This is a genomic window from Halomonas sp. GT, assembly GCF_002082565.1.
In the GTDB taxonomy this organism is placed as follows: Bacteria; Pseudomonadota; Gammaproteobacteria; order Pseudomonadales; family Halomonadaceae; genus Vreelandella.
On sequence record NZ_CP020562.1, the window covers coordinates 3,731,080 to 3,745,267 of the forward strand.

Below are 14,188 nucleotides of genomic sequence, written 5' to 3' on the forward strand. Positions count from 1 at the left end.
GGTTTAACCAGCTCAGTTCGAGCCGGGCGTTCAGGGTAAGACGCTCAGGCCGTCTTTAAGCCGAAGTCGTAATGAAAGTAGCGGTAAGGTGTTTTCATCTGCCGGCCATCGGGTGCCTGCCCCGCTGGCTGCTGAGAAAACTCCTTGACCAGTGAGTCTTTCACGCCAAATACCGCATCAGAATCGAGGTAGGGATCATTCTCAGCGAAGATTTGCGTGACCAAGGTTTCGTACCCCGGCGCCATCAACATGAAATGCACATGGGCAGGCCGATAAGGATGGCGCCCAGTAATTTCGAGCATTTTGCCGACCGGCCCATCCGTCGGAATCGGATAAGGCGAGGGCGTCACCGTCCAGAAGGCGTAATGGCCCTGACTGTCCGTGTGAAAGCGAGCGCGCAGCGAGGCATTTTCAAGCTCAGGCTTTTGGACGTCGTAAAACCCTTCGCTGTCGGACTGCCAAACATCAATAGTGACATTTGCCAAAGGCTTGCCCTGGGCATCGTGCACGTTTCCCTCGATGAATAACGGCTCACCTTCCACGCCCCAGTTAATGGCGTCGCCTTGGTTTGCTTGGGGAGGGTTTTCAACATAAAAAGGGCCCAACACCGTGCTTTCGGTAATCTTGGGATCACTGCTTGCGTGGTTAATCGCATCCACTAGCATGGTCACGCCAAGGGTGTCAGATAGCAGGATGAACTCCTGACGTTCGTCGTCACACATTTGCCCCGCTCGGGTGAGAAACTCAATCGCCTGGGTCCACTCTTTCTCGGTGGGCTTCACCTCGCGCAAATAGGCATGCAAGTGTTTTACTAAGCCATTAAGCAGCGTTTTAAGCCGTTCATCATCACAGCTGGAAAATTCATCAATCACTGCCGCGGTAATGTTGTCGGTGGTTAAGTTACGCATGTGTTTGCCCTCCCTGCTGTGCAGGCATTGGCTCACCTAGTCCTGAAAGGCGCTCGGTATGATGTACGGTGGCGATGTAGTCATCATCGCCGTGCCCTGTTGCGATAAGCGCTGTATAGGCTTCACGCATTTGTGCGGCCAGTGGTGTTGATACCCCTGTGCCATGGGCACAATCGAGAATGAGATCAAGATCTTTGGCCATCTGGGCGGCTGAGAACGTCGACGTAAAATCGCGCTGGGAAAGCGGCGGCACCTTGTACTTCACCATCGGAGACCCCACCGCACTGTCGGAAATCAGTTCCAGCATAGCGTCCCATTCAATGTTGCCTTTACGCGCTAGCGTCAGTGCTTCACTCATCATTCCGGCACTCACGGCGATCATCAGGTTGATCGCCAATTTGGCCACTCGGGCCTGCTCTTCATCGCCCAGCCAATATTGTGCTTTAGTAAAAGCGTCAAATACGGGCTTCGCCGTTGCCAGTGCTTCGCGCGGGCCAGACACCATCGCCGACAGCGTGCCAGCCTCTGCTGCCACTGGATTGCCTGATACGGGGCTGCGCAGATATTCAAGACCCTGAGCCTTTGCCGCTTCAGCGACACGTGCTGAGGCTTCAACACTCACCGTACTCGTCTCAATCAAGATACTGCCAGGCATCATGTGGCGCACCAGCCCTCCGGATTCAAGACACAGATTGATCAAGGCGCGGTCATCAGGAATGGAGACAAACACCAAGCCGCAGTCAGCCACCGCACTGGCAAGCTGTTGATGGGGCGTGATGCCTATTTTTTCAGCGAGAACAAGGCGTTCAGCCGAAAGGTCAAACCCTTGAACGGCAGTGCCTGATTGAATAATCCTGGCGGCCATAGGTAAACCCAACTTACCCAAACCAACCCAAGCCACTTTTGAGGGCGAAGGGTGCGTGGTAGGAACGGTTGTCATGAGGTTGCCTCCTGTGTCGATTGCACTTCACGCGCCAGCAATTCGGCGTGAATTCGGTGGCCAGACTTGGCAAGCTCAACAATTCCCTGTTCGGTCTCTATCAATAGACGGCCGCCACGTTTTTTGAACTGCCCTGCCACCATGACGCTGTCGACGTTGGCAAGGCTTGTTTGCATAACGACCGTAGAAACGGGATCGTTAACTGGCTGCATATTGAGCTGGTTGCTATCCAACAGCACCAAGTCAGCCTGTTTGCCTGGAGTCAGGCTGCCAATGCGGTCGTCAAGCCCGAGGGCTTTTGCCCCATCCAGTGTGATCCAGCCCAGCGCTTCACGGGTGGTAATGGTCGAGGTGTCGGGTATCTTGCCCTGCTCACGGCGAGAGGCATCGTTATCCAGGGCGCGCTGCATCCCTAGAGCAGCTCGGGCTACGCTGAACATGTCGCCGGAAAGCACGGACTCAAGATCCACTCCCAAGGACACCACGCCGCCGTGCTGGCGAACCAGTCCGGTCACTGGAAAGCCATGGCCTTGTGTCATTTCATTTTCCGGTGCCACCGAAAATGTGACGCCACTGGCGCAGAACCGAGACATCTGGCCCTCATCCAGGCTCTGGCCATGAACAATGTTGATGTCTTGACCCAGCAGACCGCGTGCTTCTACTTCGTCCCAGGCACCGGGCGCCACAGCCTCGCCGCCGCCCTGATGCATCGAGGCAACCAGACCAAACTCCTTGGCCAGGGCAAAATCCTGCAACGTGACATCCAGGGTGGAGTAATGTGGCCCCAGAATGGCCATCCCCAAGGTGACCAGTCCGTCAGGGTCAGACAACTCACCGCCAAGCAGCCGCTCGATTTCATGGCGCGGGTGGGGAATTTCACTAAAGTGCGGTTGGCCAGGTTTGGGGTCGGGCTTGGGAGAGCCGTGCATAAACAGCGCCCGAATGCCTGACTCCTTTAGTCCCCAAACAGCAGCGTCTGTATGCTCGGGGGTGGGGTTGTTATGGCACCAGTCACCCAGCGTGGTGGTGCCGCAGTTAAGCTGATTAATCGCGCCCATGCGGGTAGCGATGTAAATATCATTCGGCGTGAAGAGTGCGGCCAACCCACGATGCACATGGCGGAAATACTCAAGCAGCGTCCAGTTAGCGGCAACGCCGCGTAGGCCGGTCTGCCAGGTATGCATATGGGCATTCACCAGCCCAGGAATAAGGATGCCGCCGCCACAGTCAATGATCTCGGCATTTTGTGCCTTGGAGTCTTCGGTCAGGTCATGGCCCACCGCGGCAATCCGATCATCCTCAACCAGTACTTGGCCGCTGCTTAGCTCACCTAGCTGCGGATCCATTGTGATAATAGTGGCGTTAATAAACAGGGTGTTCATTGCTCACCCCCACTATCCGCTTGCGGCCGATGACCCGACTGGGCATCACTTAACAAGCGATGGATCCCTTTGGCCTCGACGTTCCGAGGATTCCAATAAGGGTTGCGGGTAGCTATATCCGTGGCCCGCTCAACATCTTCCACGCTAAATCCTAGTTCGGAAAGCGCGCTCGGCGCGCCGACGGCTCGTCCCAGGTCGTAAAGACCAGCAGCCGCATCGTCACACCCTAGCGCACGACTAATGCGGGCTATCGCATCTGGCACCGCTGGCGCGTTATAAGCCAGCGCATGAGGTAGCACAATGGTGTGCGTCTCTGCATGAGGAAGGTTAAAGGAGCCACCTAAGGTATGACAAAGCTTGTGGTGCAACGACATGCCCACCGACCCAAGACAAGTACCGCACAGCCAAGCGCCATACAGCGCATCAGAGCGGGCGTCAGTATTGGTAGGGTCGCTGGCAATCACAGGCAGGCTTCTCGCCAACGCCGCAATGCCTTCCTCTGCCATTAGCGCAATCACCGGATTACAGTCACGGGCATAAAGCGCTTCTACCGCATGGGCAATTGCGTTTATACCACTCGTCCCCGACATCACCGCGGGCAGCGTTAAGGTAAGGTCAACGTCATAAATCACCGTTTCCGGCAATACATCCAGGGTGCGCTGAGTGGTCTTGATACCATCTCGGGTTTCACCCAGGATCGGCGTCATCTCGGAACCAGCATACGTGGTGGGAATAGCGATCTGTGGCAAGCCAGTGCGCAATGCAATGGCTTTACCTAACCCAATGGTCGAGCCTCCGCCAATGGCAACCGTGCAATCCACGTTAAGCTCTTCCACCACCTGCAAGGCACGCTCGGTCACCTCGGCAGGCGTATGCATAACGGCGTCAGCATAAAGGCCAACCCCCTTCTCACCTAGTTGCTTTAGTACACGGTTTGCCTGCTCGTGCTGCTGGGGCGTTGCTAGCACCAAAGCGCGCGAGCAACCGAGATGCTCAAGCTCTTCACTTAGTTGCGAGAGAGTGCCCCGTCCGAACACTACGCGGGATGGCAGGCCATCATAAACAAAAGGTTGCATGGAACATTCCTTATACGTTTGAAGTGGTCTGTATGCGCTCTTTGCAGAGCGCACCAGTCGCTATGTGGCGAGCTAGCTCGCCTGCGCCTGCTTACCCATGCCGGTAATCGCTTGCACTAGCTCGTCTTCGCTGACGTTGTCACCATCAAACTCAGCGGTAACACGGCCGTCATACATGGCAATAATCCGATTACTCAGGCCAAGCACTTCTGGCATCTCGGAAGAAATCACCAATACGGCATAGCCAGATTTGGCTAAGTCTTTAACCAAGGTGTGAATTTCAGATTTAGAGCCGACATCAATGCCCCGGGTAGGCTCATCCAAGATGAGTAATTTAGGATGCGTGTGCAGCCACTTGCCGATGACGATCTTCTGCTGGTTCCCGCCGCTTAAATTGCCTACCTTCTGGCGCCAGCTGGGCGTTTTGATTTTCATTGCTTGGTGATATTTGTCGTAAACTTCGCGCTCTTTAGAACTGGTCATAAAACCCAGTGACGACACGCTAGAAAGACTTGCCAGCGTCATGTTGTCTCGACAGTTCATCCCCAATATCAGCCCTTGGTCCTTGCGATCTTCTGGCACTAAAGCAACACCATTGACGACTGCATCGTGGGAGTTACGAAAACTCACCACCTCGCCATCCAGCACGACCTCGCCAGCAGAAGGCGTTCGCAAACCGAAGATCGTCTCTGCCACTTCAGAGCGTCCCGCGCCGACCAGGCCATACATGCCGACAATCTCACCCTTGCGAACGTTAAAGCTGACATCTTCAAACACTCGCTTCACTGAGAGATTGCGTACTTCCAGTAGGTTGTCGCCGAAGTCACTGGGTTTACTGGCATGATCGAGCTCCAAACTGCGGCCGATCATCATGCGGGTAATCTCGTCTTCGTTGGTATCCGCTGTATTGACGGTGCCGGTGTACTCACCGTCTCGCAGCACGGAAATACGATGAGAGAGGTGGAAAATCTCGTCCATGCGGTGGGAGATATAAACAATCCCTACACCTTGCTCACACAATGAATTGATCACGTCGTAAAGCACTGGTTTTTCATGGTCGGTGAGCGACGCCGTCGGCTCATCAAACACCACGACGCGTGGGGTAAACGCCAGCGCTCGACCAATCTCCACCATCTGTTTCTTAGCAATCGATAGCGACCCAACCAAGTCATCGTGCTGAAAACCGCACTTGAGCGTTTCAAGAATTTTATTGGTATCCTCGCGCAGCTTACGCCAGTCAACACGGTTGAACGGCTTTCTTGGCAGGCTGCCTAGAAAGATGTTTTCGGCCACCGTCATTTCAGATACCAACGACTGCTCCTGATGGATCAGAACGACCCCTGCACGCTTGGCATGCTTAGGGTTTTCAAAGGCCATCTCCTCACCACCGAGAATGATCTTGCCCTCATTCGCCTGGTGCTTACCGGCCAATACTTTCATCAAGGTCGATTTTCCAGCGCCGTTCTCACCCAGCAAGGCATGCACCTCGCCGGGGCGAACGTCGAAATCCACGTTGTTGAGTGCCACCACTCCGGGGAAGCGCTTGGTAATACCTTTAAGCTCAAGTATCGGCGCAGCATCAATCGGCCGACGAGACTGGATAGGAGAATTCATATCCGCACCTCCTTGGTTGAGGGTGCATTGAGTTTCTTGTCGATAATCAATACCGATATGAGGATCGCGCCTAGAATCACCAGTACATAAAAAGCAGGCACCTGCATTAAATTCATGCCGTTACGTAGAATGCCGATGGCAAGAACACCACCTAGGGTGCCGACAATACTGCCGTAGCCACCGGTCAGCTTGGTGCCACCTAAAACAACTGCGGTAATCACCCAAAGCTCGTAGTCACGCCCCAAATTCGGTGTCGCAGCACCCATCTGACTCGCTAGCATCACGCCCGCCAGTGCAGCAAAGAAGCCAACAATAATGAAATTGATCATCATGTGGCGCCCCAACCGAATCCCTGCATCTATCGAGGCTTCTGGGTTTCCGCCTACCGCAAAAGTGTTACGGCCATGGCCGGTTCGCGTTAGCACTAGATGCATGATCAATGTGCAAATCAGGAAGATAATGGCCAATACTGGAAAAGGTCCGATGGTGCTGGTACCAAAATCAGAGAAGGCAAAATTCATCGCATAAAACGACTGCTCGCCGGTATATAGAAAAATCAGTCCCCTGATGCCCAACATGGCTCCTAGCGTCACGATGAAAGCATTTACACCGGTTTTCCATACAATTAGGCCATTGATCGCGCCCAGCAATATACCCGACCCAAGTGCCGCAAGAATTGCCAGCGTCATACTGATCTCTTGCAAACCTACCGCAAGCGAAGCGGCTAGCCCCAATATCGCGCCCACGGATAAATCGATGTTGCCGTTGATCATGACTAAGGTCATGCCCAATGCAATCAAGCCGATGGTGGAGGTCTGCACCAAAATGTTGGTGATATTGCCGAACGACAGGAAGTACTCCGACATAAAGCTGAAGAAAATAAAGAGAGCGATAACAAACACCCAGATTGGCTGGATTTTTGTCCTGCCACGGAAGAACCCTTTAATTGACGTCATAGTGCATTCCTCCGCGTTATGAGTGGGTCGTGAACAAGCTCTTACGCTTGTTAGCGAGATCCAGCCATACGGCCAGAATGATAATTACCCAGGTTACGATCCACTGGATGTAATAGGGATAACCCATCAACAGCAGCCCATTCTGGATAAAGCCCAAAATCAGCACGCCCACTACGGTTTTCCAGATACTGCCAGCGCCGCCCAATAAACTAGTGCCACCAAGAATGATGCCGGCCAGTACTAGCAGCTCATAACCTTGGCCAACATTGTTTTGGGAGCCCATGACTCGGGAGCCAAGTACTAGTGCCGCACATGCCACGCAGAACGCTGAAATCAGATAAGTACTGAACACACACCAGTTCTTACGAATACCGGAGTAAACAGCGGCCATCGGATTACCACCTACAGCAAAGATGCGTCGCCCGTATCCTGTGTAGCTCATCACCACTTGCACCAGAATGGCCAGCAAACCAAACAGCAGAATTGGAACGGCGATTCCTCCTAAATAGCCACGTCCAAAGAAGGCGAACCACGTCCCCTCTTGGTCGGCAATGTCAACGTTCTGACCACCGCTATAAATCAGCACAAACCCCTGAATCGCTGACAGCATAGCCAACGTCACAATGAGCGAATTAAGACGTAAAAAGCCGATCAAAATGCCATTCACGGCACCGATCATAAGCGTTAATGCAAACATCATGAGAATCGCATTGGTGGGGCCAACCTTGTCGTGTAAATCCACCACCAATACTGTCGAGAACGACAGCATCGACCCCACGGAAAGATCCAAATTGCCGCCAATGATCACCACCGTGACACCGACTGCGATGATGCCAATAATGGATGCCTGACGGATCACGGTCATGATGTTCGACTGGGAGAGAAACTGCTCAGAAAAGAACGAAAAAACGAACATGCCGAGCAGGAAAAAAATAAGAATCCCCTGAGCCGATAGAAAGCTCATTACGCCTGCCTTGCTAAGCTTTCCTGTCGGCAGCCTGGATTTTGATTGTTCTGCGGAAGCCATGCTAATCACCTGTATAAAATCACCTTGGAAAGCACCGGTTAGCGCAATGGACAAGCGTGTCATCCATTGACGCTTACCGAGCACTCCGGCGCAGGAACCCTGCCTTCAGGCGCATGCTGGTTCCCAGAGTCGACAAACTAAGCGCCTATCGCCCCAGGAGCATGCGTGATCTCAGAAAACGGGACGGTCAAATTCACTGACGTTGTCAGCGGTGATTTTGGGGGTCTCAAAGAAGTTCATCTTCGGCACTTCTTCGCCAGCTAATACGTCCAGGGCCGTTTGTAGTGCAGCTTCCGCATCATCTACAGGTGACTGATAGATAGAACCGTAATATTCACCACGCTCGATCGCGTCGTAACCAACGGCGAAATTAGTGGCGCCAATGAACACAATGTCATCGGCTCGGTCAGCACCTTTTGCAGCATTCAGTGCACCGACACCCATGTTGTCATCGCCAGAATAGACACCATCAATACGATCATATTTGGTTAGAAAATCTTCCATAACCCGCTGAGCTCGCTCACGATTCCAGTTACCAGGCTGCGTTTCCAGCAGCTCAACACCAGGGCAAGCTTCTGCAAGACGGTCCTCGAAACCGGTCGCACGCTCCATAGCAGTGGTATAACCCGGCTGACCAGCAATCTGAACGATCTGCCCTTCTCCTCCCAAGGCATCACACATCATTTCCGCAGACGAAATACCTTGCTGGACATTATCTGGGCCAGAGAAGGCAGCGATGAACTCGAGCCCTGCTTCAGCAATTTTAGAGTTAGTGACGACCACCGGAATGCCAGCATTATGTGCTTGGCGTATAGCCGGAATAACGGCCTGCCCATTGGTTGGCCAGATAATAATGGCGTCGACACGCTGCTGAATAAGATCCTGCATCTGACCAATCTGACGAGCGACATCACCACCGGCATCTAACACCACGATATCGACGTTGCCAGCCTTTTCAGCGGCGGCTTCAAACGCACTTTCATAAGTCGTTTGATAACTATCAACACCGACGTTGTTTTGGGTAATACCAATGCGATAAGTATCTTCAGCCTGCGCTGTCGTGATCGACATCATAATGACCGACGCGGCAATAGCGGTTTTCTTGAACATTGCGTTTCTCCTAGCGTTTTTTAGTAATTGTTTTTTAGCCTGCAGGCTATGCAAGCCTGGGTTTGGAGCTTACTGCCGAGCTTTGTTCCGGCACAACGTGACCGAAGTATAGAAATGACCAAACTGGTTATTTTGTTTTGTTACTTGAGCACGACGATAAGCAAGTCATTCATCAGCAAGGTCTTAGCAGAAAGGAAAGGAAGGAAGGAAGGAAGGAAGGAGAAAGATTACTAAACAGAACGACAACGGCCTCTATCAAAGAGGCCGCTGGGCATACACCTACTCTAAACGTTTAATAAAACCACGCCATAGCGGCTTAACGATTTCGGACAGGCAGATCAGCCAAGGCATTGTGCCCAATAGCACCGCTGTGCTGCTGAGACGTTGATTCTGGATAAGCGATTTGATTATCTTCACCCGAACCGCGCTCTGCTAATGCAACACCAGAGACCAGTGCAAGAGCGATGGCAGCGACGATGTTAATTACTTTCATGATTCATTCTCACTCGTTTTAATTGGTTAACTAATAAATTGATTTATTAATAAATAGAGCAGTTAAGAGATAGCGTGGTTAATAAATAGAGTGCTTAATAAATAGAACAACTCATCAATGATTGCTCCGTAACCTTAATTCCCACGGTACGTTGAGTAGCCGTAGGGGCTAAGTAGTAGCGGAATGTGGTAGTGCTGATCGGCCTCTTCCACGACGAAAGGTACTGGCACATTGGGAAAAAACGTCGCGGTGTCATTCGCTTCAAACCATTCACCGGTTTCAAACGTGACACGGTAAGTGCCAGGCAAGAACGCTTCACCAGCGGGATAAAGGGCTGATACACGGCCTGCATCGTCGGTAGTTGCCGTTGCCAGCAATTCCCAGCCCGTATCGGTATGGCGCTCAAGCCCCACATCAACGCCAGGAGAGGGCTGGCCGTTCTGAATATTGAGGACATGAACACTCAGCGGGTTATCAGCCGCCAGTGCTGTGGCAGCAACACTGCTAAGAGCAATACCGGCAAAAAAAGCAGACAATCGTTTCATAACAACATCCTTTTAGGGTGATAGGAGTAAAGTGGTCTTTGTGGGATTTACTGCGGTATCACGCTGTTGATAGCCGTTAGGGCACAGCCTTCGTCGATGGCAGAACCACCCGCCCCGGCAACACCAAGGGCGCCAATTAGTTCACCCTCGATTCGGAGCGGCACACCGCCCCCCAACAGCAGCAATTCATCCAACGTGTTTAGGTTTGCCGACTCAGGGTCTTGGCGAGCATGTTCAGATAACGCGCGACTGGTACTGCCCGTCGACAACGATGTAAATGCTTTGCGTTGGGCGGCCAACGTGTTGTGGGGGCCGATGTTGTCATCGCGTTGCAGAGCAACCAGATTGCCACCACGATCTACTGCGGCGACTACCGCAGTGCGGCCATCGGCATGACACGCTTCCAAGGTGGCATTCACTAAGCGATTAGCCAGATCCAGTGACAGTGTCTGCTGCTGGAGCGGCCCGGTATCGGCAAGTACGCTACCGGCCAACAAGACAGCGCCAAGCAGAGGCAGGCGAGCACGTCGTGATGTCATGAAAGTCTCCTTATCAAGTGATGGCATCATCCTGACAGCTCGACCTCGTCAAACACCTGACGGCAGCATTACAGATTTGTAATGTGAAAAAGCGTCCGATCCGGCTACTCTGTGTCGATTTCGCGGGGTGACTGTATGCGTATCCTGATAGTAGAAGACGAGCAAAAAACCGCTGATTACCTGAGCAGAGGGCTTGGTGAATCGGGCTATGCTGTTGAGGTAGCTCGCGATGGATACGATGCACAGCACTACATTGAAGAGTGCGAATTCGACTTGATCATCCTTGATGTCATGCTGCCCGGCCTTGACGGCTGGCAGTTGCTACAACTGGTCCGCCAGCGAAGTCAGGTACCGGTGCTTTTTCTGACCGCGCGCGATGCCGTAGAGTATCGCGTCAAGGGGCTGGAACTGGGCGCAGACGATTACTTAGTCAAGCCCTTCTCGTTTGTCGAACTATTAGCCCGAGTACGTACGCTGTTACGCCGCAGCCCGCCTCGAGAGAGAGAGCATTTTCGCGTAGCCGATTTAGCAATGGATGTTTTGCGCCGCAGAGTCACCCGCCAGGGCGAGCGACTTGCACTCACCAACAAAGAATTTGCGCTTTTAGAGCTGTTTCTCGACCGGGAAGGCGAAGTGCTATCACGTACCTATATTGCTTCTCGGGTTTGGCAGATGAACTTTGACAGCGATACCAACGTCGTCGAAGTAGCTGTGCGGCGACTTCGCGCTAAAGTCGACGACCCCTTTCCCACTAAACTAATCCACACCGAGCGTGGCATGGGCTATGTGCTTGAGGATCGTTCCTAATGCCAGCATTAAACTCTCTAGCAACGCGCCTATCGCTACTTTTTGCCCTTGTCAGCACACTACTGCTGGGAAGTATCGGCACCTATCTCTACCATTCGTTAACCCGTGAAATAGCATGGCGTGATGACCAAATGCTGCATGGACGCCTGGAGCGTATGGAGGCGCTGCTTGACGATAGCGAAAGTATCGCGATGCTTCACCAGCGCCCTCAGCTCTATGCCAACATGCTAGGCAATCGCGACAGCCTGCTGTGGGTACTTGATAGCGAAGGAAAGGTGCTCATTGAGGTTAATCCCAGCAATGTGCCCGTGCCGACACTGCCAATGACGCCATCCGTTCGCTTTAGTGATATGCCTGAATCAATCCAGGCGAGACTGGCATGGCACACTCTTGAACAAAATGGCCAGCCATTAACCCTGGTCGCAGGCAAGCTGTTAAATGAGCGAAATCAGATGCTCGCTGCCTATCGGCTCAAACTATGGGTGGCATTAGTGACTGGCGCATTCCTGGCTTTTTTGCTTGGCTGGGGGGTCAGCCGACAGGGACTTCAACCGCTGCGCCGTCTGGCAGAACAGACCAATCGCATTGACATCCGCCAATTGGATCGACGCTTGAACGTGACTGGGGAAACGGAAGAGATCAACCGTCTTAGCCAAGGCCTGAACCGTATGCTGGGTCGATTAGAAGAAGGCTTCTCACAACTCTCTCGCCACTCAGCCGATATGGCTCATGAGTTGCGCACCCCCTTAACCAATTTATTAGGGCAAACACAACATACGTTGCGCCGGGAAAGAAGTAATTTGGAATATCGCCAGGTACTTGAATCGAATATCGAAGAGTATGAGCGCTTATCAAGAATGATCGACAGCCTGCTATTCCTAGCCCGTACTGAAAGCCCATCAAGTGATATTTCCAAGGAGCGCGTCGATATCAGTGAGCTAGTCACCCAGCTATGTGATTACTTCGAGGGCATGGCGGAAGACGACAACCGCACGTTGATAAATCACACTAGTGGTAGCGTACTTGCCAACTGCGATCTATTGCGCACGGCATTAGCCAATCTAATCGCTAATGCCCTACGCCATGGACGTTCAGGAACACCTATCCGTATTTATACCAAAAACGTTGAAAACCAAATTGAGTTACACATTCATAATCATGGGCCTGTCATCTCACCAGACGATCTGTCAAGAGTGTTTGAACGGTTCTATCGCTGCGATCCAGCACGAAGCGGAGTGGCAGGCTCAGGCGGCTTAGGACTAGCCATTGTTCGCTCAATTGCTCAGTGGCATAAAGGTGACGTGCGGGTCGAAAGCGATGTCGAAAAAGGCACTACCTTTACGCTCTTACTCAGCATTAACGACACGCACTGATACGGTTACGGATTTCTTACTTAACACACTCACTTATTTTTGTGATCGCTTAGTATTATCTAAAAAATAACAACTATCAGCCTCACACAAACTAACGTTTGCTTAAGTTACTTTTTAATAAATTACGCTATAGTTTGCTGTAGTGCTTGATAACTCCTATCTGATTTGAGAGAGAATATATGATGCTACGTCTTTCTAAACCTCGTTTAGCGCCGCTATGTATCGCCGTTGCCAGTATCGCCATAGCACCCACCGTATCTGCTTGCACTTCCCTTCTCTATAGCGACGCAAATGATCACTACTATGCGGGCCGCACCATGGAATTGCCCATGGAATTACCTTACAAGGTATCTTACTTTCCTGAAGGCACTACCTTTGGTTCGCAAGCTGACAAACATCATGCACTGGACTTTACTGGTCAAAACGCATTTGTAGCGATTAGCGTACCTGACCCAGTTTCAGGAGACGTAAAAGTAGCAGAAGGACTTAATGACAAAGGCCTAACATTTAGCGTGCTGGCATTCGCGAGTACAGAAGGTCCCGTAGATATGGTCGACAACACACAAGCAGTGCTAGCCGCTATCGACTTAGGTGCCTGGACGCTTTCTCAGTTTGATACAGTTGACGAAGTCAAACAGGCATTAGAAGAACAGCCTGTATTAGTCACTTCATTACTACCCCATGGGTTACTAAAAACACCGTTCCATTACACCCTGCACGACGCTACGGGTAATTCAATTGTGATCGAGTTTGCTAACGGTGAACAAAATATTATTGATAACCCGCTAGGTGTTATGACGAATGGGCCAGAATTTTCCTGGCATATGACTAACCTGAACAACTACACATTTTTAAGCAACATTGATCAATCAAAATTGGAGCTTAATGGGGTCACACTCACCCAACCTGATTCAGGCATCGCCACTGCTGGGCTCCCCGCTTCAAACACATCAGTTGGCCGCTTTGTACGCGCCGTTTACTATTCTCAGTTTTCCGAAAAAGCGGAAGATGCTGATAATGCAATCACCACGCTGGCGCATGTAATGAATAATTTTGACCGTCCGCGCGGCATTACTATCGACAACCGTTTCCATGATTCTATTGAAAACATTGCGGCCCCAGGCGTTAACAATAATCGCATCTACACGTCTGAGTACACCTCCTGGACGTCATTGATTGACCTCCAGCAACGGCACTTCCACATACGCTCTTACGACAGCCTTAACTATATTCATTTCGATTTAGATGAGCTAACTGATATTGATGAAATACGGCACGTCGAACTTAAAGATGTTGTTCATGGCCCACAAGATGCCACCGCATCCTTACGTCAATAAGCAATTCTTTGAAAAACTTAATTCGATAAAAATACGTTTATAAACAAAAGACTAGATAATAAAAACATACTAAGCCGTTAT

The 14,188-nt window shown here is 51.7% G+C and carries 14 protein-coding genes; 3 read left to right on the plus strand and 11 right to left on the minus strand.

The genetic code is table 11. The features are described from left to right. Positions 1–44: 44 nt before the first annotated feature. The 11 genes from B6A39_RS16920 to B6A39_RS16965 all read right to left on the minus strand — a co-directional run bounded on the left by B6A39_RS16920 (position 45) and on the right by B6A39_RS16965 (position 10,590). Positions 45–908, minus strand: coding sequence for an intradiol ring-cleavage dioxygenase (locus B6A39_RS16920; RefSeq protein WP_083007483.1), 864 nt, complete (start codon positions 906–908; stop codon positions 45–47). Then, a complete protein-coding gene (locus B6A39_RS16925; RefSeq protein ID WP_083007484.1) occupies positions 901–1,848 on the minus strand; it encodes an NAD(P)-dependent oxidoreductase in 948 nt (315 codons plus the stop codon). The genes B6A39_RS16920 and B6A39_RS16925 overlap by 8 nt, the downstream gene beginning before the upstream one ends. Beyond that, positions 1,845–3,230, minus strand: coding sequence for an amidohydrolase family protein (locus B6A39_RS16930; protein WP_083007485.1), 1,386 nt, complete (start codon positions 3,228–3,230; stop codon positions 1,845–1,847). Before B6A39_RS16930 ends, B6A39_RS16925 begins: the two co-directional genes overlap by 4 nt. Next, a complete protein-coding gene (locus B6A39_RS16935) occupies positions 3,227–4,306 on the minus strand; it encodes a maleylacetate reductase (protein ID WP_083007486.1) in 1,080 nt (359 codons plus the stop codon). The genes B6A39_RS16930 and B6A39_RS16935 overlap by 4 nt, the downstream gene beginning before the upstream one ends. A gap of 72 nt (positions 4,307–4,378) precedes the next feature. Next, on the minus strand, positions 4,379–5,920 hold the full coding sequence (locus B6A39_RS16940) for a sugar ABC transporter ATP-binding protein (RefSeq protein WP_083007487.1): 1,542 nt from the start codon (positions 5,918–5,920) through the stop codon (positions 4,379–4,381). Further along, positions 5,917–6,876: an ABC transporter permease gene (locus tag B6A39_RS16945; RefSeq protein ID WP_083007488.1), complete on the minus strand. Its 960-nt coding sequence runs from the start codon at positions 6,874–6,876 to the stop codon at positions 5,917–5,919. The genes B6A39_RS16940 and B6A39_RS16945 overlap by 4 nt, the downstream gene beginning before the upstream one ends. A gap of 16 nt (positions 6,877–6,892) precedes the next feature. Continuing rightward, positions 6,893–7,966, minus strand: coding sequence for an ABC transporter permease (locus B6A39_RS16950; RefSeq protein WP_232318728.1), 1,074 nt, complete (start codon positions 7,964–7,966; stop codon positions 6,893–6,895). Between the two features lie 108 nt (positions 7,967–8,074). Further along, entirely contained in the window at positions 8,075–9,013 is a 939-nt protein-coding gene (locus tag B6A39_RS16955; protein WP_083007489.1) for a sugar ABC transporter substrate-binding protein, read from the minus strand. Between the two features lie 316 nt (positions 9,014–9,329). Next, on the minus strand, positions 9,330–9,506 hold the full coding sequence (locus B6A39_RS19010; RefSeq protein WP_198036734.1) for a hypothetical protein: 177 nt from the start codon (positions 9,504–9,506) through the stop codon (positions 9,330–9,332). Between the two features lie 134 nt (positions 9,507–9,640). Further along, positions 9,641–10,051 (minus strand): hydroxyisourate hydrolase, encoded by a 411-nt coding sequence (uraH, locus tag B6A39_RS16960; protein ID WP_083007490.1) that lies wholly within the window; start codon positions 10,049–10,051, stop codon positions 9,641–9,643. A 47-nt stretch (positions 10,052–10,098) separates the two neighbouring features. Beyond that, positions 10,099–10,590 (minus strand): GlcG/HbpS family heme-binding protein, encoded by a 492-nt coding sequence (locus B6A39_RS16965; protein ID WP_083007491.1) that lies wholly within the window; start codon positions 10,588–10,590, stop codon positions 10,099–10,101. Positions 10,591–10,725: 135 nt separating this feature from the next. On the opposite strand from B6A39_RS16965, the gene B6A39_RS16970 reads away from it, so the two are divergent. The 3 genes from B6A39_RS16970 to B6A39_RS16980 all read left to right on the plus strand — a co-directional run bounded on the left by B6A39_RS16970 (position 10,726) and on the right by B6A39_RS16980 (position 14,107). Next, entirely contained in the window at positions 10,726–11,397 is a 672-nt protein-coding gene (locus B6A39_RS16970) for a heavy metal response regulator transcription factor (RefSeq protein ID WP_083007492.1), read from the plus strand. Continuing rightward, on the plus strand, positions 11,397–12,770 hold the full coding sequence (locus B6A39_RS16975) for a heavy metal sensor histidine kinase (protein ID WP_083007493.1): 1,374 nt from the start codon (positions 11,397–11,399) through the stop codon (positions 12,768–12,770). The genes B6A39_RS16970 and B6A39_RS16975 overlap by 1 nt, the downstream gene beginning before the upstream one ends. A 179-nt stretch (positions 12,771–12,949) precedes the next feature. Then, positions 12,950–14,107, plus strand: a complete 1,158-nt coding sequence (locus B6A39_RS16980; RefSeq protein ID WP_232318729.1) for a linear amide C-N hydrolase — start codon at positions 12,950–12,952, stop codon at positions 14,105–14,107. Positions 14,108–14,188: the final 81 nt, after the last annotated feature.